Origin of the sequence: Arthrobacter sp. NPDC056727, assembly GCF_042790555.1 — a bacterium.
Classification (GTDB): Bacteria; Actinomycetota; Actinomycetes; order Actinomycetales; family Micrococcaceae; genus Arthrobacter.
Genome location: NZ_JBHTZA010000019.1, coordinates 71,327 through 92,926 on the forward strand (window position 1 = coordinate 71,327; position 21,600 = coordinate 92,926).

At 68.9% G+C, this 21,600-nt stretch carries 17 protein-coding genes; 15 read left to right on the forward strand and 2 right to left on the reverse strand.

The features are described from left to right. The 10 genes from ACFRAH_RS17910 (at position 1) to ACFRAH_RS17955 (ending at position 11,838) form a co-directional block, all read left to right on the forward strand. Complete coding sequence (locus ACFRAH_RS17910; RefSeq protein ID WP_377992246.1) at positions 1–1,044, forward strand: alcohol dehydrogenase catalytic domain-containing protein; 1,044 nt, start codon at positions 1–3, stop codon at positions 1,042–1,044. After that, the gene (locus tag ACFRAH_RS17915) at positions 1,041–2,702 is read left to right on the forward strand and encodes an FAD-dependent oxidoreductase (protein WP_377992247.1); all 1,662 of its coding nucleotides are present in this window, start codon (positions 1,041–1,043) and stop codon (positions 2,700–2,702) included. Before ACFRAH_RS17910 ends, ACFRAH_RS17915 begins: the two co-directional genes overlap by 4 nt. A gap of 165 nt (positions 2,703–2,867) precedes the next feature. Then, positions 2,868–3,857: a LacI family DNA-binding transcriptional regulator gene (locus ACFRAH_RS17920; protein ID WP_377992248.1), complete on the forward strand. Its 990-nt coding sequence runs from the start codon at positions 2,868–2,870 to the stop codon at positions 3,855–3,857. A gap of 2 nt (positions 3,858–3,859) precedes the next feature. Continuing rightward, entirely contained in the window at positions 3,860–4,840 is a 981-nt protein-coding gene (locus tag ACFRAH_RS17925; protein ID WP_377992249.1) for a 2-hydroxyacid dehydrogenase, read from the forward strand. After that, complete coding sequence (manD, locus tag ACFRAH_RS17930) at positions 4,837–6,054, forward strand: D-mannonate dehydratase ManD (RefSeq protein WP_377992250.1); 1,218 nt, start codon at positions 4,837–4,839, stop codon at positions 6,052–6,054. The genes ACFRAH_RS17925 and manD overlap by 4 nt, the downstream gene beginning before the upstream one ends. A 2-nt stretch (positions 6,055–6,056) precedes the next feature. Next, positions 6,057–7,580, forward strand: coding sequence for a mannitol dehydrogenase family protein (locus ACFRAH_RS17935; protein WP_377992251.1), 1,524 nt, complete (start codon positions 6,057–6,059; stop codon positions 7,578–7,580). Further along, on the forward strand, positions 7,577–8,629 hold the full coding sequence (locus ACFRAH_RS17940; RefSeq protein WP_377992252.1) for an NAD(P)-dependent alcohol dehydrogenase: 1,053 nt from the start codon (positions 7,577–7,579) through the stop codon (positions 8,627–8,629). Before ACFRAH_RS17935 ends, ACFRAH_RS17940 begins: the two co-directional genes overlap by 4 nt. A 74-nt stretch (positions 8,630–8,703) precedes the next feature. After that, the gene (locus tag ACFRAH_RS17945; RefSeq protein ID WP_377992253.1) at positions 8,704–10,092 is read left to right on the forward strand and encodes an MFS transporter; all 1,389 of its coding nucleotides are present in this window, start codon (positions 8,704–8,706) and stop codon (positions 10,090–10,092) included. A 103-nt stretch (positions 10,093–10,195) separates the two neighbouring features. Further along, complete coding sequence (locus ACFRAH_RS17950) at positions 10,196–10,882, forward strand: bifunctional 4-hydroxy-2-oxoglutarate aldolase/2-dehydro-3-deoxy-phosphogluconate aldolase (RefSeq protein ID WP_377992254.1); 687 nt, start codon at positions 10,196–10,198, stop codon at positions 10,880–10,882. Further along, positions 10,879–11,838: a sugar kinase gene (locus ACFRAH_RS17955; RefSeq protein WP_377992255.1), complete on the forward strand. Its 960-nt coding sequence runs from the start codon at positions 10,879–10,881 to the stop codon at positions 11,836–11,838. Before ACFRAH_RS17950 ends, ACFRAH_RS17955 begins: the two co-directional genes overlap by 4 nt. Before the next feature lie 275 nt (positions 11,839–12,113). On the opposite strand, the gene ACFRAH_RS17960 is transcribed toward ACFRAH_RS17955, so the two are convergent. Further along, positions 12,114–14,555: an EAL domain-containing protein gene (locus ACFRAH_RS17960; RefSeq protein WP_377992256.1), complete on the reverse strand. Its 2,442-nt coding sequence runs from the start codon at positions 14,553–14,555 to the stop codon at positions 12,114–12,116. Positions 14,556–14,699: 144 nt separating this feature from the next. After that, positions 14,700–15,338, reverse strand: a complete 639-nt coding sequence (locus ACFRAH_RS17965; RefSeq protein ID WP_377992257.1) for a GPP34 family phosphoprotein — start codon at positions 15,336–15,338, stop codon at positions 14,700–14,702. A 172-nt stretch (positions 15,339–15,510) separates the two neighbouring features. Between ACFRAH_RS17965 and ACFRAH_RS17970 the strand changes: the two genes are divergently transcribed. Genes ACFRAH_RS17970 through ACFRAH_RS17990 form a run of 5 tightly spaced genes read left to right on the forward strand, consistent with a single transcriptional unit; the run spans position 15,511 to position 21,562 of the window. Then, the gene (locus ACFRAH_RS17970) at positions 15,511–16,401 is read left to right on the forward strand and encodes a MurR/RpiR family transcriptional regulator (RefSeq protein ID WP_377992258.1); all 891 of its coding nucleotides are present in this window, start codon (positions 15,511–15,513) and stop codon (positions 16,399–16,401) included. 56 nt (positions 16,402–16,457) lie between these two features. Next, positions 16,458–17,381 carry an NAD(P)-dependent oxidoreductase gene (locus ACFRAH_RS17975; RefSeq protein WP_377992259.1) on the forward strand — a complete coding sequence of 308 codons (924 nt, stop codon included), beginning with the start codon at positions 16,458–16,460 and terminating at the stop codon, positions 17,379–17,381. A gap of 26 nt (positions 17,382–17,407) precedes the next feature. Continuing rightward, positions 17,408–18,955: an aldehyde dehydrogenase family protein gene (locus ACFRAH_RS17980; protein ID WP_377992260.1), complete on the forward strand. Its 1,548-nt coding sequence runs from the start codon at positions 17,408–17,410 to the stop codon at positions 18,953–18,955. Positions 18,956–18,968: 13 nt separating this feature from the next. Beyond that, positions 18,969–20,183 (forward strand): amidohydrolase, encoded by a 1,215-nt coding sequence (locus ACFRAH_RS17985; RefSeq protein ID WP_377992261.1) that lies wholly within the window; start codon positions 18,969–18,971, stop codon positions 20,181–20,183. Beyond that, positions 20,180–21,562 (forward strand): DUF3100 domain-containing protein, encoded by a 1,383-nt coding sequence (locus tag ACFRAH_RS17990; RefSeq protein ID WP_377992262.1) that lies wholly within the window; start codon positions 20,180–20,182, stop codon positions 21,560–21,562. The genes ACFRAH_RS17985 and ACFRAH_RS17990 overlap by 4 nt, the downstream gene beginning before the upstream one ends. Positions 21,563–21,600: the final 38 nt, after the last annotated feature.

Consider the following 21,600-nt stretch of genomic DNA (forward strand, 5'->3'; position numbering starts at 1 on the left):
ATGCTGAGCGCCCGCACCGTCGCCAAGGAAACCATCCGCTACGAGGACATTCCGGAGCCGGCCCTGGAAGCCGGCCATGCCCTGGTCCGCGTCCACAACGTCACCCTGTGCGGAACCGACCTGCACATCTGGGAGGACGACTACCCGGCCGGACTGCCCGTTATCCAGGGCCATGAATTCGCCGGCATCGTCGAGGCCATCGGAACCAACACCGCCGGCATCCGGGCCGGTGACCGGGTTGCCGTCAGCCCGATGGTCTACTGCGGAAAATGCCGGCCGTGCCGACTGGGACGGTTCAACGTCTGCGAGAACATCGGCTGCATCGGCTGCTACTCGGACGGAGCACTGGCGGAACTGGTCAGCGTGCCGGTGGAGAAGCTGTGCCCCGTGCCGGACGGCCTGGAACTGGATCTGGCGGCCATGGCCGAACCCGCCTCCATCGCCATGCAGGCCGTGAACCGGGGCCGGCCCGTGTCCGGCGAAACTGCCCTGGTGCTGGGCAGCGGTCCGATCGGGCTGCTCGCCGCGCTGTACCTGACGGACCTCGGCGTGCGGGTGGCCTGCGCCGACACCGAGCCGGACCGGCTGGAGCTGGCTGCTGCCTTTGGCGCCGTGGACACGCTGCTGGTGGATCCCCGTTCGGCGTTCCCGAGCGCGGACCAGGCCCTCCGGCTGGGTGCGCTGACTGATTCCTCCGGGCCGGAGCTGGTCATCGAGGCCACGGGTGTTCCGTCCTCGCTGGAGAACGCCATCCGGCTGGTGGCCAGTGCCGGGCGGATTGTCCAGGTAGGGATCTCGGCGCGAACCGCCTCCGTGCCCATGAACACCATCCCCTTCAAGGAGATCGACCTGCTGGGCAGCCGCAACAGCCTGAACCTCATTCCGGCGGGGCTGGAACTGCTGGCCCGGCACCGGTCCCAGGCGCGTGCGCTGTTGACGCACCGGTTCCGCTTCGAGAACCTGCACCAGGCCTTCGAACTGATGCGCAGCCGCACCGAGCCGGTGGGCAAGATCGTGGTGGACTTGCCGGGGGCGGCGGCATGAGCGGCGCGCCGAAGAGCCCGCTGCTCACCCCCGGGAACATCTCGGGCACCTACGACGTGGTGGTCGCAGGCAGCGGCGCGGCCGGCCTGGTCGCGGCGATCCGGGCGGCCGACGCCGGGCCGCGGGTCCTCGTAGCCGAGAAGGCGGCGCTGCTCGGCGGAACCACGGCTGCGGGAGGCGGCGTCATGTGGGCGCCGAACAACCATCTGGCCCGCAGCGCCGGCTACCGGGACAGCCACGAGGACGGCGTCGCGTACCTCACCGAAGCTGCGGGGCACGTGCTGAGCCCCGAGGAGGTGGAGTGGTACGTCAGCACCGCGCCGCGCGCCGTCGCCTATCTCGACGCCGAAACCCGGCTTTCGCTGACGCCGATCGCCCGCCCGGACTACCACATGGAATGGCAGGGCGCGGCCGACGGCGGACGAGGCCTGGACAACGACGCCTTCGACCCGTCGGGGCACCCGGGCCTCGCGGAGGCGATCCGGCCGTCCTCGTATTTTCCGCTGCTGACCATGACCGAACGCGACCGGCTCAACGGCCGGGCGGCGGATCCGGACCTGTTGGCACGGCGGGCAGCCACTGGCGTGCGGACCATGGGCGGCGCGCTGGTGGGATCCCTGCTGGCGAGCGCCCTGGACCGCGGCGTGGAGATCGCGGTCTCCACGCCGGTCGAAGACCTGGCCCGCGACGGGGACAAATGGTCGGTGACCCTCGGCGGCGCCGCAGCCCGCAGAACCGTGTCCGCGGCCGCCGTCGTCCTCGCCTTCGGCGGCTTCGAATGGAACCCGCGGCTCCGGCAGGCGTTCCTGCCTTTTCCGGTGACGCCCATCAGCGCGCCGTCCAACGAGGGCGACGGCCTGGAGCTGGGCCTGAAGGCAGGCGCCGCCGTGGCCGACATGACCGCCATCTGGGGAGTGCCGGTGATTTCCGAGGCGTCCCACGAGTACGACGGCGTGCGGTCCGGCCGGATGGGGAACGTGGAAATGACCCTGCCGGGCTCGATCACCGTGAATGCCGCCGGGAGGCGGTTCGTCAACGAGGCGCTGAACTACCACGATGCCTGCCGGGTGTTCGCCTCCGTTGACCCGCAGACCGGGCGCCAGCAAAACAACCCGGCGTGGCTCGTCTTCGATGCGGCGTACCTGTCGAAATACCCGGTGGCGGGCTCCGCTCCGGGGGCTCCTGCGGGCTGGATGACTTCCGGGGACTCGCTGGAGGAGCTGGCCGGAAACGTCGGGATCGACCCCGCCGGGCTGGCCGCCACGGTGGCCCGGTTCAACGGCGACGCTTCGCAGGGTGTGGATACCGAGTTCCACCGCGGCGCCACACCCCAGGACCGCTTCCTTGGCGACGCCGCCAACACGCCCAACCCGTGCCTGGCCCCGCTCAGTTCGGCTCCGTACTACGCCGTCCGGATTTCCGCCGGCGTACTGGGAACCTCGGGCGGGCTGGATACCGACTTCTCCGGCCGCGTCCTGGACCGGCACCGGCAGCCGATCCCCGGACTCTACGCGGCGGGCAACGTCTCAGCAGGCGTCTTCCGCAACAACTACCCCGGCGGCGGGGCGACCCTCGGCTCGGCCATCACCCGCGCCTTCGCCGTCGGCGAGCATTTGGCCGAGTTTTTGTCCATTTGTCGCGACTTCAGGGGCGTTTAGCGGCCATTATCTGTACAAAAACTCCAAACCAAAGAAGGACGACGGCGGGACCATCCGCCGTCGTCCTCTTTCCTGTGATGCAACTCATGGAAAGCTCTTGACAAACTTGTACAACTTTTTCCATACTTGGGGAGAAGGGTTTCAACGAAGCAACTGGAGGACCGCATGGCGGCAAAACTTACGGACGTCGCAAAGCTCGCGGGCGTCTCGCTCGCCACCGCGTCACGGGCGTTCGGCGACCCCGGCCGGCTCGCCGCCGAAACGCGGCAGAAGGTCATGGACGCGGCCGCCCAGCTTGGGTACGACGTCCCGGGCCTTAACGGCAGCCGCACTTTCGGCGTCGTGGTCCCGGACATCTCCAACGCCGTGTTCGCCGCGCTCATCAAGGCCATCCAGGACCAGGCCTGGCACGGCCGCCACCGCATGGTCCTCGCCGACACCGGTGAATCCTCCGCCCGCGAGCGCGACCACCTGGCAGCCTTCGCCACCGGCGTGGACGGCATCATCCTTTGCTCCCCGCGACTCCCGTCGGAGCAGATCCACAACCTCGCCGGCAACGCGCCTCTCGTGGTGATCAACGGCGAAGCCGACCAGGCCGCCCGCGTGCTGATGGAAGCCGGCGAAGGAATCCGGCAGGCGGTCGAGCACCTCCACGCCCTCGGCCACCGCAAGCTCGCCTACATCCCGGGGCCGGCTTCCTCCTGGGCCAACGGCCAGCGGCTCGCAGCCATCACCCGCCTTTGCGGGGAATGGGGCATCGAACTGGTCACCGTGGGCAACCAGAACGCCACGGTCGACGGCGGCCTGGCCGCCGCCGCCTCGGTGGTCGCCAGCGGCGCCACGGCAGTCATCGCCTACAACGACCTCGTAGCCATCGGCATGCTTGCCGGCGCGCGGACGCTCGGCTACCACTGCCCCGAGGACATCAGCGTGGTGGGCATCGACGACCTCGACATCGCCGCGGCCGCCGAACCCGGGCTCACCTCCGTCCGCGTTCCCATAAGCCGCAGCGGCTCCCTCGCCCTCGAACTCCTCCTCGAACAGATCGCCGGCAAGCCCACCGCCACCGAGGCGGTCCACCTCAACTCGCAGCTCATCGTGCGCGGCTCCACGTTCGCCGCCCGCAACGCCAGCCAGACCCTCCAGGGAAAGTAACCATGAGAATTGTCATCGCAGACTCCAACCTGATGCCCCAGCGCGCCATCTTCGAGGCGGCGCTGCCGGAAGGCACCGTCACGTCCTGGCACGACAGCTGGAACGAGCACTCCGTCCTGACCGACCTCAAGGACGCCGACGTCTACGTCGGGCCCAAGTTCACCGCCGCGATGGGCGCCGAAGCGAGGAACTTGCGGCTGGTGCACGTGGGCGGTGCCGGCTACGACGGCATCGACGCGGACGCCCTTCCGGCCGGTGCCGTCTGTGCCAACACCTTCCACCACGAAGGCTCCATCGCCGAACACATCGCCACCGTGCTCGTGGCTCTGCGCCGCAACCTGCTGGGCCAGGACGCCGCCCTGCGCACCGGCGTGTGGTCCTCCTCGGTCTACTCCCCGGACATCCGCCAGCCCGAAACCCTGCGCGGCGCGGTGGTCACCTTCCTCGGCTTCGGCCACATCGGCAGCGCCGCCTGGAAACTGCTGCAGGCCTTCGGCGCCGAGGGCATCGCCATCACCCGCAGCGGCTCCGTCAACGCTGACGAGCACGGCCTGCGCTGGACCGGCACCACGGACCGCCTGGGCGAAGCCCTCAGCGAATCCGATGTGCTGGTGGTCAGCATCCCGCTCGACGCCGGAACCACCTCCCTGATCGGCGCGGCTGAACTGGACGAACTCGGTCCCAACGGGCAGATCGTCAACGTCGCCCGCGGCCCCGTCGTCGACGAAACCGCGCTCTACGACGCCCTCAAGGACCGCCGGATCGCCGGCGCCGCCATCGACGTCTGGTACCAGTACCCGGGCACCGACGGCCGCGGCGAACCCTCCGCCCTGCCGTTCGGCCGGCTCGACAACGTCATCATGACCCCGCACTCCTCCGGCGTCACCGCCGAAACCTTCCGCGGCCGTGCCCGCGAGATCGCCGAAAACATCACCCGACTGTCCAAGAACCAGCCACTGAAGAATGTAGTGATTTCCCGATGACCCGAAAAATCGTCGACGTCGACGTCCTCGTCACCAGTCCCAGCCGCAACTTCGTCACCCTGAGGATCACCACCGACGACGGCATCGTCGGCTGGGGCGACGCCACCCTGAACGGCCGTGAGCTCGCGGTGGCCAGCTACCTCCGCGACCACCTCGCCCCTGCCCTGCTGGGCCGGGACGCAGACCGCATCGAAGACACCTGGCAGTACTTCTACCGCGGCGCCTACTGGCGGCGCGGGCCGGTGACCATGGCCGCCATCGGCGCGATCGACCTGGCCCTGTGGGACATCAAGGGCAAGGCCCTCGACGTCCCCGTCTACCAGCTGCTCGGCGGCGCCGCGCGGGACAGGATCCTCACCTACACCCACGCCACCGGCTGGGACGTTCCCGAGCTCCTCGACTCCGTGGACCGACGCCGGGAACAGGGCTTCCGCGCCGTCCGCGCCCAGTCCGGCGTGCCCGGCCTGGACAAGGTCTACGGCGTCACGAAGGGCGCCGCCAGCTACGAACCGGCGGGCCGCGGCGCCGGCCCCGTCGAAGAGGACTGGGACACCTCCGCCTACCTCCGCCATGCCCCGAAGGTCCTCTCCGCGGTCCGCGAGCACGTGGGCCCGGACCTCAAGCTCCTCCACGACGTGCACCACCGGCTCAACCCCACCGAGGCCGCCCGGCTGGCCCGGTCCCTGGAGGACGTGGACCTGTTCTGGCTCGAGGACGTCACCCCTGCTGAAAACCAGCGGCTCCTGCGCACCCTGCGGCAGCAGACCACCATCCCGCTGGCCATCGGCGAGGTCTTCAACACCGTCTGGGACTGCGAGCACCTCATCACCGAACGCCTGATCGACTTCATCCGCACCGCCGTCGTCCATGCCGGAGGCATCTCCCACGTTCGCAAGATCCTCGCCCTCGCGGAGGTCTACCAGATCAAGGGCGCACCGCACGGCCCCTCCGACGTCTCACCGATCAACCTCTCCGCCTCGCTGCACCTGGGCCTGGCCACCAGCAACTTCGCCATCCAGGAATACATGGGCTACGACCCCCTGGTGTCCGAGGTGTTCCAGTCCAGCTTCCGCTTCGAGGACGGCTACCTCCACCCCGGCGACGAGCCCGGCCTCGGTGTGCACGTGGACGAGGACGCCGCCGCACGCTTCCCGTACAAGCAGGCCTACCTGCCCATCGCCCGCGAGCTCGACGGCTCCATGAAGGACTGGTAACCATGGCTTCCACTCCCCCGCTGTCCGCGGCCACCCCCGGCATCCGCCGGCGGTCCGCAGCACCGGCCGCCGGGATCGTGCACCTGGGCCTCGGCAACTTCCACCGCGCCCACCAGGCCGTCTACACGGACGCCGCCGTCACCGCCCACGGCGGCGACTGGGGCATCATCGGCGTCGCCAGCCGGTCCGCCGCCATCCCGGACGCGATGCACGCCCAGGACATGCTGTACACCGTCGTGGAAATCTCGCCCGAGGGCTCCAAATTCTCCATCCCCCGGGTCCACACGGATGCCTTCACCGCGGCCGCCGATCCTGGCCGCGTGGTCAAGACCATCGGGGACGCCGGCACCCGCATTGTTTCCCTGACGGTCACGGAGAACGGCTACAACTACGCCCCCGCCACCGGCTCGCTGAACCTGCAGGACCCCGCCATCAGGCATGACCTCGCCAATCCCGGCACGCCGGGGACGCCGATCGGGCAGATCGTCCGCGGCCTGCAGCACCGGTCCCGGACGCACGGCGAACCGGTGACCGTCCTCAGCTGCGACAACCTCGCCGACAACGGCCATCACACGCAGCGGCTGGTCCGTGAATTCGCCTCGCTGCTCCCGCCCGCCGAAGCCGCGGAGGTTCTGGCCTTTCTCGACACCCGCACCAGCTTCCCCTCCTCAATGGTGGACCGGATCGTGCCGGCCACCACCGACCATTACCGCAGCCTGGTCGCATCCCAGTGCGGCTACACCGACCGGATCCCCGTCCCGGCCGAGCCGTTCACCATGTGGATCGTCGAGGACAACTTCATCGCCGGGCGCCCCACTTGGGAAGCGGGCGGCGCGGTGTTCTCCGACGAGGTGGCCGGCTATGAGCAGCTGAAGGTCCGCCTGCTCAACGGCACGCACTCCCTCATCGCCTACCTCGGAGCCCTTACCGGCGCCGTCACCATCCCGGACTCCGTCTCGCACCCTGACATCGAACTGGCCGCCCGCTCCGTCTTGCGGAACGAGTACCTGCCCAGCGTTTCGGTACCGTCCGGCGTGGATGTGGACGCCTACGAGGAGCAGCTCTTCTCCCGCTGGCGCAACACCGCATTGGGCCACCGCACCAGCCAGGTGGGATCCGACGGGTCCGTGAAACTCCGCCAGCGAATCCCGCTGCCGGCACTGCAGATGCTCGACGACGGCCGGATGCCCCAGCTGTTGGCCCTCACCACCGCCGCGTATCTCGCATGCATCGCCCCGCTGCCAGGGTTCGACCCCGGCCCCCAGGCCCACGCCATGGAAGACCCGGCCCGCGGCCTGCTCGCCGGACTGGCCGCAGCATCCCGCTCGGGCGCCGACCTCGCCCGGAAGGTCCTCGGCGACCACCACCTCCTCGGCGAGGAACTGGCCGACCGCGCCGACTTCATCCTGCGCACCGGCGAATTCATCGACATCATCCACTCGGCGGGCCCGCTGGCGGCCATCGCAGAAGCCAACACCGCCCTGTCCTCCGCGCCGTCCCTCCAAACCACACGGAGCACGCCATGACCATCCAAGCCATCCCGTCAACCAACACAGCCGGGCTTCCCACCGGCACCGAGGCAGCGGTGCTGCACGGCGCCCGCGACCTGCGCATCGAGCACAAGCCCCTGCCCGCCCTCGGCCGGAACGACCTCCTGGTCGAGATGCGGTCCGGCGGAATCTGCGGCTCGGACATGCACTACTTCGCGGACGGCCGCAACGGCACCAACGTGCTGCGCCAGCCCACCGTCCTGGGCCATGAGGGGGCCGGCGTCGTGATCGCTGCCGGACCGGCAGCGACATTCGCCGCCGGCACCGCCGTCGCCATTGAACCGGCGCTGCCCTGCGGGGAATGCCCCACCTGCCTGTCCGGACGCTACAACCTTTGCCCCGCCGGAACCTGCTTCGGCTCCCCGCCCACCGACGGGCTGTTTGCCCGCCACGTGGTGGTGCCGGAGTCCGCCGTCCACCGCCTGCCGGACAGCATCCCGGCTGAAATCGGGGCAGCGATCGAACCGCTCGCCGTCGCCGTCTGGGCCGTGGAACGGGCGCAGGTCCAGAACGGCCACCGTGTGCTCATCACTGGTGCCGGTCCCATCGGCCTGCTGGTGGCCCAGGTGGCGGCAGCCAGGGGTGCCACCGAGATCGTGGTGACCGACGTCAACGACAGCCGCCTCGCCGTCGCCACGAAGTTCGGCGCCACCCGCACCGTCAACACCGCCACCACACCACTGGACCTGGCGGGCATGGACCGGCTGATCGAGTGCTCCGGCAACACCCGGGCCCTCGCGGACGGCATCCGGACCCTGGCACCGGCAGCCCGGGCCACGGTCGTCGGCCAGGCCAAGCCCACCGTGGACGGCATCCCGCTCGGGTTCCTCCAGCGCTACGAAATCGACCTCGTCACCGCGTTCCGCTACGCCAACGCTTTCCCGACGGCGATCGACCTCGCCTCCTCCGGCGCGGTCGATCTGCAGTCCATCATCACCAGCACCTTCCCGCTCGAAGAAGCCGCGGCCGCCCTCACGGCTCCCGTGACTGACCCCACCAACCTCAAAGTACTCATCACCTACTAATCCCCAACCGCTCCCTAGCCTCGCAAGCTCGGCCAGGGAGCGACCGCAGGACATCCATTCAAAGGAGTATGGAAATGACCACAGCACACGTCCCCCCGGGGGATATCGATCAGAGCAAAGTCCGGAAGGCCGCCGTCGCTGGCCTCATCGGCACCACCCTCGAACTGTATGACTTCGTCATCTACGGCACCGCCTCGGCGCTCGTCTTCAGCAAACTGTTTTTCCCCAACGTCTCACCCGCGGCGGCGCTGATCGCCAGCTTCACCACCTTCGCCGTCGGCTTCCTGTTCCGCCCGCTCGGCGGCGTCTTCTTCTCGCACTTCGGTGACCGCCTGGGCCGGAAGTGGATCCTCGTGGTCACGCTGCTCCTGATGGGCGGCGCCACGCTGGCCATCGGCCTGCTGCCCACCTTCGACCAGATCGGCCTGTTCGCCCCGGTCCTGCTGTGCGTGTGCCGTGCAGCCCAGGGCTTCGGCGCCGGCGCCGAACAGTCCGGCGGCGCCACGCTGCTCACCGAATCCGCAGCCCCCGGCACCCGCGGCAAGCTGGCCTCCCTGATCATGGTCGGCGCCGCCGCCGGCACAGCCCTGGGCGCGCTGGTGTGGATCGCCGCCCAGTCCCTGGCCCCGAACGACATGCTCACCTGGGGCTGGCGCCTCGTCTTCCTCTCGAGCATTTTCGTCACCGTCGCTGCCCTGATCATCCGGCGCAAGCTCGATGAATCCCCCGTGTTTGAGGAGATCAAGCAGGCCCGCACCGAACCGCCCGCACCGCTCAGGGAAGTCGCCAAGTTCGGCAAGGCCAACGTCCTGCGCGTCATTCTGATGAACTTCGGCGTCAGCACCCAGTCCTACACCATCCAGGTGTTCATGGCCTCATACCTGATCACCGTCGTCGGAACCGATCCCAAGTTCATCCCGCCCGTACTGCTCATCGGCGCGCTCTGCGGCGGCGTCGCGGCAGTCTCCTTCGGAATCCTGTCGGACAAGATCGGCCGCCGCCGCGTCGTCTCGCTCATCACCGGAGCGCTCATCCTCTTCCCGGCCCCGGCCTTCATGCTCCTGACCACCGGCTCCCCCGTGGCCATCGTGCTGGTGATCATCGTGGGCTTCATGCTCGCCTGCCAGGGCGTCGTGGGTGTGCACATGAGCTACTTCCCGGAGATCTTCGGCAGCCGCTACCGCTACGCCGGCGTCACCCTGGGCCGCGAGTTCTCCTCGATCATCGGCGGCGGCATCGCCCCCATGGTCTGCGCCGGACTGCTGGGACTCTTCAGCAACTCCTGGATCCCGGTGGCCATCTACATGTCCCTCACCATGCTCGTCAGCTTCGTCGCCACCCGGCTCTCCCCGGAGACAGTCAACCGCGACCTCACGGACCCGGAGGACGCCTGCCCTGCCGGCGGCATGGTCGCCACCCCTTCGGGGGCGGCTGAGCTGGCCGCCGCCCCCACCGTCAAGTAACTCACCCCGTCGAGTAGTGCCAGTGCACGACGGCGGCATCCACCGCCGTCGTGCACTGCCAGTTCTCCCCCACTCACCCACCCGCCACCTCCTAAGGAATCCCATGCTCCGCCTCGAAAACCCCGGCACGGCGTCCCGGCCTGCCCCCTCCGCAGTCCTCCGCGATACCCGGGCCGTGGCCGTGCTCCGGGCCCGCCACGCCACGGACTACGCGCCGGTCATCGAGGCGCTGCAGCGCGGCGGCGTGCTCAGCATCGAGCTCACGCTCAGCACCCCCGGCGTCTGGGACGAACTGCCGCTCCTCCGTGAGCGGTTCGGGGACCCGCTGGAGATCGGCGTCGGCACCGTGACCGAGGCGGCAGAAGCGGAGACGGCGCTCGACCTGGGCGCGGCGTACATCGTCACCCCCGTCACGGATCCCGGCGTCATCGCGGCCTGCGTTGGGCGCGGCGTTCCGGTCTATCCGGGCGGCCTGACGCCCACCGAGCTGCATGCCGGCTGGAAATTGGGGGCGACCGCCGTCAAGGTCTTCCCCGCCTCCACGGTCGGCGCCGGGTATGTTTCACAGCTGCGCGGCCCGTTCCCGGACATCGAGGTGATTCCGTCCGGCGGCGTCAACATCGAGGACGTGCCGGCCTGGATCCGGGCGGGCGCGCTGGCCGTCAGCCTCGGCGGGCCGCTGCTGGGCGATGCCTTCAAGGGCGGCGACCTGCAGGACCTCACGGCCAGGGCACGGCGCGTGCGCGAGCTGATCGACCAGACCGCGGCGCAGCTGGGGGCGGGCAAATGAGCACTGGCAACCCAGTGCCGTACGTCCTCACGTTCGGCGAGACCATGGCGCTGATGCGGGCTGACCAGGTGGGCCCGCTCGCCCACGCCTCCACCTTGAGCCTGGGCATCGGCGGCTCCGAGTCCAACGTGGCCATCGGCCTCCGCCGGCTCGGCGTGCAGTCCGTCTGGTGCGGACGCGTAGGTGCGGACTCCCTGGGCCAGCTCGTGGAGCGCGAGATCCGGGCCGAGGGCGTGGACGTCCGTGTCGCCGTCGACCCTTCCGCCCCCACCGGGCTGATGATCAAGGAACGCCGGACGCCGGACGCGCAGCGGGTCAGCTACTACCGTTCCGGAAGCGCCGGGTCCCGGATTGCGCCGTCCGACATTGACGATGCGCTCATTGCCGGCGCCGGACTGCTGCACGTCAGCGGCATCACACCCGCGCTGTCGGCCCAGGCATCGGAGACGCTCCGGCACGCGGTCGGTGTGGCGAAGGCTGCGGGTGTTCCCGTGTCCTTCGACCTGAACTTCCGCGGCAACCTCTGGTCCGCAGAGGGGGCCGGCAGCGTTTACCGGGACATAATTCCGCTGGCGGACATCGTGTTCGCCGGCGAGGACGAGGCAGCGATCGCCGTCGGCCCCGGCGAACCTGAGGAGCTGGCCCGGCGGATTGCCGACTTTGGGCCAAGCCAGGCCGTGATCAAGCTCGGTGCGGAGGGTGCCCTCGCCCTAATTGACGGCGAGGTGTTCCGGCAGGCCGCGGTTCCCGTCTCGGTCGTGGACACGGTCGGCGCCGGCGACGCATTCGTGGCCGGCTACCTGGCCGAACTCATGGAAGGCCGCGGACCCGGGGAACGCCTCCGCACCGCCGCTGCCACCGGTGCCTTCGCCTGCCTGGTCCCCGGCGACTGGGAAGGCTTCCCCCGCCGCCACGAACTGGCGCTCCTGGAAGCAAAGGAGCCGGTCTCCCGCTAGCCCATCTCGCCCCCAACAATGGAGTTTTTGTCCACTTGTCGCGACTTCGGGGGCCTTTTGCGGTCATTATCTGTACAAAAACTCCAAGCAAAAGAAGGACGACGGCGGGACCACCCGCCGTCGTCCTCTTGCGCTAAAGCTCTCCCGCCAGAGCCAACGGCCTGGCGCATCGCACGGCCGCCGCCCGCTACGCCCCCGGGGGATAAGTTTTTGTCCATTTGTCGCGACTTCGGGGGCGTTTAGCGGCCATTATCTGTACAAAAACTCCGAACGGATCAGCCCACGCGGGGCAGGGACTCCTCTGCGGGGACCTTGGCCGGGTGGGACTTCAGCCAGGCCGGGATCCGCGCAGCAGGCAGCGGCTTGCTCCAGAGGTAGCCCTGCGCGAGTCGCACCCCCAGGCGGCGGAGTTCTGCGAGCTGGACGCCCGTCTCCACGCCTTCGGCCACGACGTCAAGATGCAGGCTTTCGGCCATGCCGAGGACCAGTTCGATGATGGTGGCGCCGTGCGGGTCGGTGCCCAGCTCCTCGACGAAGGTGCGGTCGATCTTGAGGGTGCGGGCGGAGAGCCATTTGAGGTAGCTCAGCGACGAGTAGCCGGTGCCGAAGTCGTCGATGGACAGGCCGACGCCCAGGCGGGTCAGCCGCTGCAGCGTCTCCTTGGGCAGGTCCGGCTGGTCCATCAGCACCGTTTCGGTGATTTCCAGGTGGACGGCGGCCGGGTCAATGCCGGTGTCCAGGATGGCCGCCTCCACGATGTCGGGAAAATCGCCGGCCACGAGCTGGCGACCGGAGATGTTCACCGCCGCCGTGAAGTTCTCCGCTCCCGGGACCTCTTTGCGCCACCGCTGCACCTGGCGCAGGGCCTCGCGCAGCACCCAGGTTCCGATCGGCAGGATCAGGCCCGTCTCCTCGGCGATGGGGATGAAGGTATCGGGCATGATCGGGCCGTGCTCGTGGTGGTGCCAGCGCAGCAGCGCCTCGAAGCCGACAGTTCCCTCGGTGGTGACGTCGATGATCGGCTGGTAGTTCAGCGACAGCTCATCGCGCTCCAGGGCCAGGCGGAGATCGGACTCCAGGTCAAGGCGCCCGGTGGCCCGTCCGGTCATGTGCGCATCGTAAATGGCCGACGAATCCCCACCGGCGGACTTGGCCCGGTACATGGCGGCGTCGGCCCCCTGCAGCATCGATTCGGCCGTGTCCTCCTCGTCCGCCAGGGCGATGCCCACGCTGACATTGAGGTAGATCTGCCGGCCGTCCACGTCGAACGGCTGCCGTGTGGCCTCCTTGATCCGTTGGGCCAGATCCTGGGCACCGCCCATTTGCAGGTTCTCGCAGATCACCACGAACTCGTCGCCGCCGAACCGGCCCACGGTGTCGCCAGCCCGGACGGCGGCCTTCAGCCGCTCGCCCAGCAGGACCAGGATGGCATCCCCGGCACCGTGGCCGATGCCGTCGTTGATCAGTTTGAACCGGTCGACGTCGACGAACATCACCACCGGGCGGGCCGCCCGGTCCAGGACACTCTGCAGGACCTCGGTGACCATGTACCTGTTGGGCAGCCCCGTCAGGGCATCGTGGCGGGCCTGCCACTCCAGGATCTGCTCCGCATTTTTCCGTTCCGTGATGTCCAGGACCGTGTCCAGGAACCGGATCGGCTTGCCGTCGGCGCTGTTGATGCTGCGGATCCGTGAGTGCAGCCAGCGCTGTTCGCCGGTGGGCCGGATGATCCGGTACTCGAAATCGGCGAAGCCCAGGCCATGGTCCAGGCTCTTCCACACTTCCTGCACGCGGTCCCGGTCCTCGGGATGTGTCCGTGCCAGAATGGTTTCCCGGTCCTTACCGTCCCCGGCGGAGAACCCCAGGATCCGGTCGAATTCCTCCGAGTGCCACGTCTCCCCCGTGGCAACCGTGTGTTCGACGCTGCCGACGTGGGCCATCTCCTGGGCAGCCAGCAGCCGCTCGCGTTCCGCCTCGGCGGCGGCCTTCAGCCGCTGGATCTCGGTGACGTCACGGGCAATGGCGGATGCCCCCACGCGGACGCCGTCCTGGTCGTAGACGGGAGACACGGTCAGTTCGACGTCGATCACCGCCCCGTCCTTGCAGTGCCACCGGGCCTCAACACCGCTTACGAACGCGCCGCTCCCCGTGCCGGAGGTGACGTCCGCACCAAAGTAGGGACCGTCGTCGGCCGTCAGCAGCGAGTGGGTCTGCCCCACCGCCTCCCAGGAACTCCAGCCGAGCATCCTCGCCGCGCCGGCGTTCCAACTGGTGATCCTTCCAGTGAGGTCCGCTCCGATAATGGCATCCCCGGAGGACTCGACCATGGCCGAGAGCCTTCGCAGGATGGCCTCCGTGTGCTTGCGGTCGGTGATGTCCTTGGAGATCGCCACCACCGCGACGGGCACCGTGTGCCGTCCCCTGATCCGGCTGACCGTTACGTGGACCGGGAACTCACGGCCTGTGCTGTGGCGGACCCACAGTTCACCGGCCCAGTCACCGCCGCGGGCAAGCCTGCCTGCCATCTCCCGGTCGGTGGCTCCCTCGCCCCGCGCCTCGGCACCCAGGATGCCCAGATCCGAGATTTTCAGGCCCAGAACCTTGTCCGGGCCGAACCCGTACAGACGCTCCGATGCGCGGTTCCAATAGGTGATGCGCCAGTCGCCGTCCATGCCGATCACTGACTGGCCGATCTCGTCCAGCAGCAGTGACTGCATGACTAGATCGTCACGGTGTTCCCCCGCCATTGCCCCTCCGAATGGTGCTCCCCCGTAGCAGCGCGCTACAGCACTCGGACCCGTTTGCTTAGGGAACCGTTGAGGCAGTAAATCAGCAGACTGTGTTTCCGCGCAAGTGTCCCGCTAGGTGGCCGCCTCCGCCTCGGCGAGCCGGATCATGCGCAGCTCGTCCCGCACCGCACGCGAAGGCCAGTGGTCACCGGTCAATTGCCTGAACAGGCCGGGTTCTGCGCCCGGGAAAAGCTTGTCCGTCAGCCCCGCCGCGTGCACCAGGCCAATCAGGGCCGTGGTTCTGGCGTCCGACGCCGATCCGTTGAGTACGCTCTCGATCCTCGCCAGCAGCGCCGCTTCCGGCGCGTGGTCCTTTTCCGGGTAGCGGGTGGTCCTGAGGACACCCAGATGCTTTTCCCCGACATGGCTCACGACGCCGAGAGCCGCCATGCCCTCGTAAACCCGGTGCAGTTCGGCGCGGCTCTCCAGCATGGCAACCCACCGCCGGGGGCTGTGCGGCCGGGACTTGTCGTGGATCAGCTCCCACTGGTGCTGGAAGTCCGACGGCGGCGGCTCGCCGACCGCCCTCACGTACTTACCGTCCAGCCGGACTGCCCCCAGCAGGTCCAGCTCGGCCAGGATCGCCCCGGCCAGGCCGGCTTTGAGAACGCTTGGCGGCACTTCGGGCTCGCCATCCTTGTCATTCGTCGCCAGGAGAAGGAATTGCTGGGGCAGGTTCAGCTCCCCTGTGCCCGGTGTTTCGGTGCTCATAACTTCATGGTGGCGCGGTCACAACGCTGCTGCAATGGGCGCCGGGACTGGGTCTTGCAGACCGGAAACCGAAAAACACTTTTCGCAAACCAAATTGCAGAGTACATTTGATGCAAAACCGCTTGCAGAGTGAGCCGGGTTACAGATCCCCGTCAGAAGAAAGAGGTTGGACTTGACCCCCAAGACGGCCGGGCCCGAATCCAGTACAGAAACCGGCGCCCCCGCTTCCCATTCGTGGCTAGGCGATGCGCTTCCGGACGTGCCGCTGTCCAAGGCCCAGGCCCGGGTGGTCGATGTCATTGCCCGCAACCCGCAACTGTCCTCGTACGCCGACATCGCGGAGATTGCCCAGCGGGCCGACGTCAACAACTCCACAGTGGTCCGGGCGGCACAGCACCTGGGCTACCGCGGCTGGCCGGACCTCCAGCGGGAACTGCGGTCGCGCTACCTGGTGATGATCTCCACCGAGGACACCCTGACCGAGCACGGGGAACACCGCAGCCCCCTGCATGATGCGCTCAACCACGACATCGAAAACCTGCGGCTGACCCTGGACTCCAACACGGCCGACGACGCGGAAGCAGCCATCGCCACCATGGCCGCAGCCAAGTCGATCATCGTCCTGGGGCTGGGCTCGTTCGCCGGGCCGGCCAGCGTAATGGCCCACCTCGGCTCCACCATGGGCTACCCCATCACCCTCGAGAACCGCGGCGCCGTCCACCTCGCCTCGAGCGCCAACGCCCTGGGTCCCGGCGACGTCCTGGTGGTCATCAACATGTGGCGTTCCATGCGGCAGATCATCGTCACCGCCGAGGCCGCGAAACAGGCCGGTGCGAAGGTGGTCGCCATCACCGACATGCGCCGCGGCCGACTGGCAGCCGTGGCCGACCACCTCCTGGTGGTGGCCTCGGAGGGAATCTCGTTCTTCCAGTCCGTCACCGCCGCCAATTCGCTGGTCTACGGCCTGCTGGCGGGCATGGAGGCCGCGCACCCCGAGCGCAGCCGCGCAGCCATCCGCCGAACCCAGCAGCTGTGGAAAGACCTCGACATCTACCTCGACTGACCTTCCCCTCGAACCCCCGACCCCACCCCTATATACCTTCCTCCAGGAGCACCTTCATGAACACCAGCACCGACCGCCGCATCGCCGTCATTGGCCTCGGCTCCATGGGCGGCGCGATGGCTGCCACGCTGCACCAGGCCGGCTGGGACGTCACCGGCTTCGATCCCTCCGAGGCGGCACGGACCGCCACGGCCGGGGCCGGCATCGCCACCACCGCCAGCGTCGAGGATCTCGCCGGCACCCCCTACGCGGTCCTCTCCCTGCCCGCGGCAGCCGTGGTTGGAGCCACCGTCCCCCAGCTCCTGGCGGCACCCGGGACCATCGCGATCATCGACACCACCACCTCCGAACCGGCCACCAGCAAGCAGATGGCCGCGCTCGCCGGGGCCCAGGGCGCAGCGTTCGTGGACGCCCCGGTCTCAGGCGGCCGCGACGGCGCGGCAACAGGAACGCTGAGCGCCTTCGTTGGCGCCACCGACGCCGCCCTTGCCGCCGCCGAACCCGTCCTGCTGGCACTCACCGGCGGCAAATACAACCACATCGGCGGCCCCGGCAGCGGCAACGTGGTCAAGCTCCTCAACAACGTCCTGGCGGCGGCCAACCTGGTCTCGGTCGGCGAGGCCCTGGGCGTCGCCAAGGCCTACGGCATCGATCCGGCCAAGGCGGCGGCAAGCATCAGCGACGCCTCCGGCGGCAGCAAGGTCTCCGCGAACATGTACCCCAACTGGGTGCTCTCCGGAACCCACGACTCCGGCTTCTCGCTGGGACTCATGGCACGCGACGCGGCCCTCGCCGTCGACGTCGCCGCCCAGATCGGCGAAAACCCGGCGCTGCTGGCCGCCGTCGCCGGCCAATGGCAGGAAGCCTTGGCCGCCCTCGGGCCCCGCGCGGACTTCACCGAAATTGCCCGCACCGTCGCCCCGGCCATCACCCCCGCCGGCGCACCCGACACCAAAAACGACACCACCGCCGTCGCCTAATCCCCCGGCCACAAAGGAACCACACATTGAGTATCACCACAGCACCCACCTCCTCCTCAGCCGCCACCGCCCGCGCCGTCCTGGACGCAGCCTTCCCCAACGGTCTGGGCGCCTTCCTTGACGGCAGGACCGTTCCCGGCAGCGGCGAGGGCATCACACTCACCGCCGCCGCCACCGGCGAGCCGTTCGCCACCTACGCCGACCCCGGCACCGAGGGCGCCAACGCCATCCTGGAAAGCTCGACGGCGGGCGCCGCCGCCTGGGCCGGGCTGAACGGCTTTGAACGCGCCGCCATCCTCCGCAACGTCAGCCGCGCCGTGGAAGCGCACGCGGAGGAACTCGCCATCCTGGAATCGGCCACCACCGGAAAGCCCATCCGCGATGCCCGCGTGGAAGCCGCCAAGGTCGCCGAGATGTTCGGCTACTACGCGGGCTGGGCCGACAAGCTGACCGGCCAGACCATCCCCGTTCCCGGCCCCTGGCACACCTACACCGAGCGCGTCCCCTGGGGCGTCGTCGTCGCCATCACGCCCTGGAACGCCCCGCTGTTCACCGCCGGCTGGAACTCCGCCGCTCCCCTGGCCGCCGGCAACGCAGTGATCATCAAGCCCAGCGAATTCACCCCGGCATCGTCCATCCGGCTCGCCCAGCTGGCGCATGAAGCCGGGCTGCCGGCGGGCGTGTTCAACGTGGCCGCAGGACTGGGCCAGACCGTGGGTGCGGCCCTCACCAGCGACCGCCGCGTCGGCAAGGTCAGCTTCATCGGCTCCGTCCCCACCGGGCGGCGGGTGGCGGTGGCGGCAGCCCAGGCCGGCATCCCGGCACTGCTGGAGCTCGGGGGCAAGAGCGCCAACATCGTCTTCGCGGACGCGGACCTGGAACGCGCAGCCGACGGCGCCATCGCGGCCATCTTCTCCGGCGCCGGGCAGTCCTGCGTGGCCGGCTCGCGGCTGCTGGTGGAGCGCAGCGTGCACGCCAGGTTCGTGGAGCTGGTGGCGGACCGCGCCGCCCGGCTGCGCGTCGGCGACCCGCTAAGCGCGGAAACCGAGGTGGGCCCCATCATCACGGCCCAGCAGTTCGCCACCGTCACCTCGCTCATCGAGGCGGGAATGAACGACGGCGGCCGCCGGGTTACCGGCGGAACGCTTCCCGACGCCCTGGCCGGGTCCCCGCTGTCCGGCGGCCACTGGGTGATGCCAACCCTGCTCGACGGCGTGACGCCGCAGAACCGGCTCGAAACCACCGAGGTCTTCGGACCCGTCGTCGGGGCCGACGCCTTCGACACGGAAGCCGAGGCCATCGCCCGGGCCAACAACACCAACTTCGGCCTGGCCGGGGCCGTGTGGACCTCCGATGTGTCACGGGCCCACTACGTTGCCCGCCAGGTGAAGGCCGGCACGTTCTGGATCAACTCGTACAAGACCATCCACGTGGCGGTTCCGTTCGGCGGCTTTGGGGACTCCGGCCACGGACGCTCCTCCGGCCCCGGAGTCCTGGACGAATACACGCAGACGAAGGCCGTCTGGGTGCCGACCCGTGCGGCGGGCGCCCCCTTCCCGTCCCTCTCCTACTAGGGCAGGCAGGCTCATGGAACTGACAGAAACACCAGCCCACCGGACCGCCCTGGCCGAGGGCGTCAGCACGTGGAAACCCCGGGTCCTGGCCATGGCGCAGCAAATCCACGCCCTCAAGGAGGTCTCCTTCGAGGAGGTCCACTCCGCCGGGGCGGCAGCGGACCTGCTGGCCGCGGGCGGCTTCGAGCTGGAACGCGGAACGGGCGGACTGCCCACCGCGTTTACCGCCACGGCCGGCAGCGGCGACCTGACGGTGGCCCTTTGTGTGGAATACGACGCACTGCCGGACATCGGACACGCCTGCGGGCACAACCTGATCGCCGGTGCCTCGGTGGGCGCAGCCCTGGCCCTGCGGCCGCTCGTCGATGAGCTCGGCATCACCCTGAAGGCCATCGGAACACCCGCAGAGGAACACGGCGGCGGCAAGGCCCTCCTGCTGGAACGCGGCGCGTTCGACGGCGTCAGCCTCGCCCTCATGGTCCACCCCGTCCAGGACGGGGTGACCTACAACCCGGCGGGCACCAGTGCCCAGGCCGTCGGCCGCTACCGTGCGGTGTTCACGGGCAAGGCAGCCCATGCGGCGGCCGCCCCGCACCAGGGCGTGAACGCCGCGGACGCCGCCGTGCTGAGCCAGGTGGCCGTCGGGCTGCTGCGCCAGCAGATTCCGGGCGACCACCGCATAGCCATGTACGTCGCGGAGGGCGGCCACGTCACCAACATCATTCCGGAACGGGCGATGGTGGAGTTTGAATGCCGGGCCTTCACCCTGAAGGAATTTGAGGCGCTTCTCGAACGCGTCCGCCGCTGCTTCGAGGGGGCCGCCCTCGCCACCGGCACCACGCTGGCATTCGAGGACACGGAACCGCTCTACGAACCGCTGATCCAGGACGACGCGCTGGCAGCGCACTGGACCGAGGCCATGGACGTGTTCGGCAAGGACACCTCGCCCTCGGCAGGCATCAGCGGCGGTTCGACGGACATGGGCAACATTTCGCAGGTCATCCCGAGCCTGCATCCCTGGCTCAGCATTCCCGGCGCGGACGTCCCCATCCACTCGCATGCTTTCGCCGCGCTGGCGGACTCCCCGGACGCCTATGCCGTGATGTTCGAGGCAGCCACCGCGCTTGCCTGGACCGTCGCCGCCGCGGCCACCACCCCCACCGAACGGGCACGCCTGATCAAAGCGGCCTACCGCCGTCAGACGGTCACACAGGAAGGCACATCATGAGCACCAGCACAACACCGGCGCGGACAGACAGGGCTGGTGCCCGGCTGACGCTTCCCATCGCCGCACTGGCCTTTGTCATTGCACTGGCCGTCCAGCTGATCGGCCAGGCCAAGATCGACGTCGGCATCGGCGCGATCGTCATCTTCCCCATGGTCTGGGGTCTCATCCTGGGCCTGCTGGTCTCGGTCCAGAAGTTCAAGCCCCTGGGGCTTGACCTGCAGCGGGTGGCCGCCGCCCTGGTGGGCGTGGCCGTGCTGCTGCTGGTGGCCAGGCTGGCATTCAACATCGGGCCCAGCCTGCCCACCCTGCTCAAGGCCGGCCCGGCGCTGCTGCTGCAGGAAGTCGGACACCTGCTGGGAACCATTGCGCTGGCCCTTCCGCTCGCCGTCCTGCTCCGCATGGGCAAGGCCACGGTGGGGGCAACGTTCTCCCTTGACCGGGAGCCGTCCTTCGCCATGGTCTCCGAAAAGTACGGCCCCGACTCCGACCAGTACCGCGGCGTCCTGGCCATGTACGTCTTCGGAACCCTGTTCGGAGCCGTGTACATCACGCTGCTGACCTCCCTCATCTCCAACTGGAGGATCTTCGACCCGCTCGCCCTGGCCATGGGCGCGGGCGTGGGGTCCGGGTCCATGATGGCCGCCTCCTCGGCCAGCATCATCGCCGCCTACCCGGGCGACCAGGAGGCCATCCTCGGCATGGCGGCCATCTCCAACCTGATCACCACCATCCTGGGCGTCTACGTGGGCATCTATCTCGCCCTGCCGCTGGCGGACCGCTTCTACCGCGTATTGACCCGCAAGCAGACCCGGGAAGAGGCCGCGGTCACGGCCGGCGCCCCAAGCCGGCATGAGGAAACCCAGCTAGTCGCTACCGACGCTGAAGCAGCCCAGGCCGAGGAGAACCGCCGGTTCCGCGAGCGGGTTGCCGAGTCCTCGGCGGCCATGCACCTCCCGCTGTGGCTGTCCCTCTCCGTCCTCACGGTCCTGGGCATCGGCACTGCCTCGATCGCCGCCAAGGGATTCAGCCTGACCATCGTTGCCGGGTACGCGATCATGCTCGCGCTCGTGCTGGTCGGCATTGCCCTGGCCAAGCTCACCAAGAAGATCTCGGCCATCGTCTACATCACCACCATCGGCGCCTACATCTCCAGCCCCTGGTTCTTCGGCGCCGCGGCACTGAACGGCGCCATCAAGACCGTCGACTTCCTGTCGATCGCCACGGTCATGCTGACGCTCGCCGGCCTGTCCCTGGGCAAGGACATTCCGCTGCTGAAAAACATCGGCTGGAAGATCATCCCCGTGGGCCTGGTCGCGGTCACCGCATCGTTCCTGCTGTCCACGGTCATTGCGGAGTTCGCCCTCGGTCTCTGGCACTAAGCCCCAACGCACACAGGGAAGCGGACGACGGCGGGACC

What these genes read in the sequence shown, in the direction of transcription:
- ACFRAH_RS17990 (WP_377992262.1), top strand. Translation starts at nt 20,180, where the DNA reads ATGAGCACCAGCACAACACCGGCGCGGACAGACAGGGCTGGTGCCCGG.
- ACFRAH_RS17965 (WP_377992257.1), bottom strand. Translation starts at nt 15,338, where the DNA reads ATGAGCACCGAAACACCGGGCACAGGGGAGCTGAACCTGCCCCAGCAA.
- ACFRAH_RS17915 (WP_377992247.1), top strand. Translation starts at nt 1,041, where the DNA reads ATGAGCGGCGCGCCGAAGAGCCCGCTGCTCACCCCCGGGAACATCTCG.
- ACFRAH_RS17955 (WP_377992255.1), top strand. Translation starts at nt 10,879, where the DNA reads ATGAGCACTGGCAACCCAGTGCCGTACGTCCTCACGTTCGGCGAGACC.
- ACFRAH_RS17985 (WP_377992261.1), top strand. Translation starts at nt 18,969, where the DNA reads ATGGAACTGACAGAAACACCAGCCCACCGGACCGCCCTGGCCGAGGGC.
- ACFRAH_RS17940 (WP_377992252.1), top strand. Translation starts at nt 7,577, where the DNA reads ATGACCATCCAAGCCATCCCGTCAACCAACACAGCCGGGCTTCCCACC.
- ACFRAH_RS17910 (WP_377992246.1), top strand. Translation starts at nt 1, where the DNA reads ATGCTGAGCGCCCGCACCGTCGCCAAGGAAACCATCCGCTACGAGGAC.
- ACFRAH_RS17935 (WP_377992251.1), top strand. Translation starts at nt 6,057, where the DNA reads ATGGCTTCCACTCCCCCGCTGTCCGCGGCCACCCCCGGCATCCGCCGG.
- ACFRAH_RS17950 (WP_377992254.1), top strand. Translation starts at nt 10,196, where the DNA reads ATGCTCCGCCTCGAAAACCCCGGCACGGCGTCCCGGCCTGCCCCCTCC.
- ACFRAH_RS17960 (WP_377992256.1), bottom strand. Translation starts at nt 14,555, where the DNA reads ATGCAGTCACTGCTGCTGGACGAGATCGGCCAGTCAGTGATCGGCATG.
- ACFRAH_RS17925 (WP_377992249.1), top strand. Translation starts at nt 3,860, where the DNA reads ATGAGAATTGTCATCGCAGACTCCAACCTGATGCCCCAGCGCGCCATC.
- ACFRAH_RS17975 (WP_377992259.1), top strand. Translation starts at nt 16,458, where the DNA reads ATGAACACCAGCACCGACCGCCGCATCGCCGTCATTGGCCTCGGCTCC.
- manD (WP_377992250.1), top strand. Translation starts at nt 4,837, where the DNA reads ATGACCCGAAAAATCGTCGACGTCGACGTCCTCGTCACCAGTCCCAGC.
- ACFRAH_RS17945 (WP_377992253.1), top strand. Translation starts at nt 8,704, where the DNA reads ATGACCACAGCACACGTCCCCCCGGGGGATATCGATCAGAGCAAAGTC.
- ACFRAH_RS17920 (WP_377992248.1), top strand. Translation starts at nt 2,868, where the DNA reads ATGGCGGCAAAACTTACGGACGTCGCAAAGCTCGCGGGCGTCTCGCTC.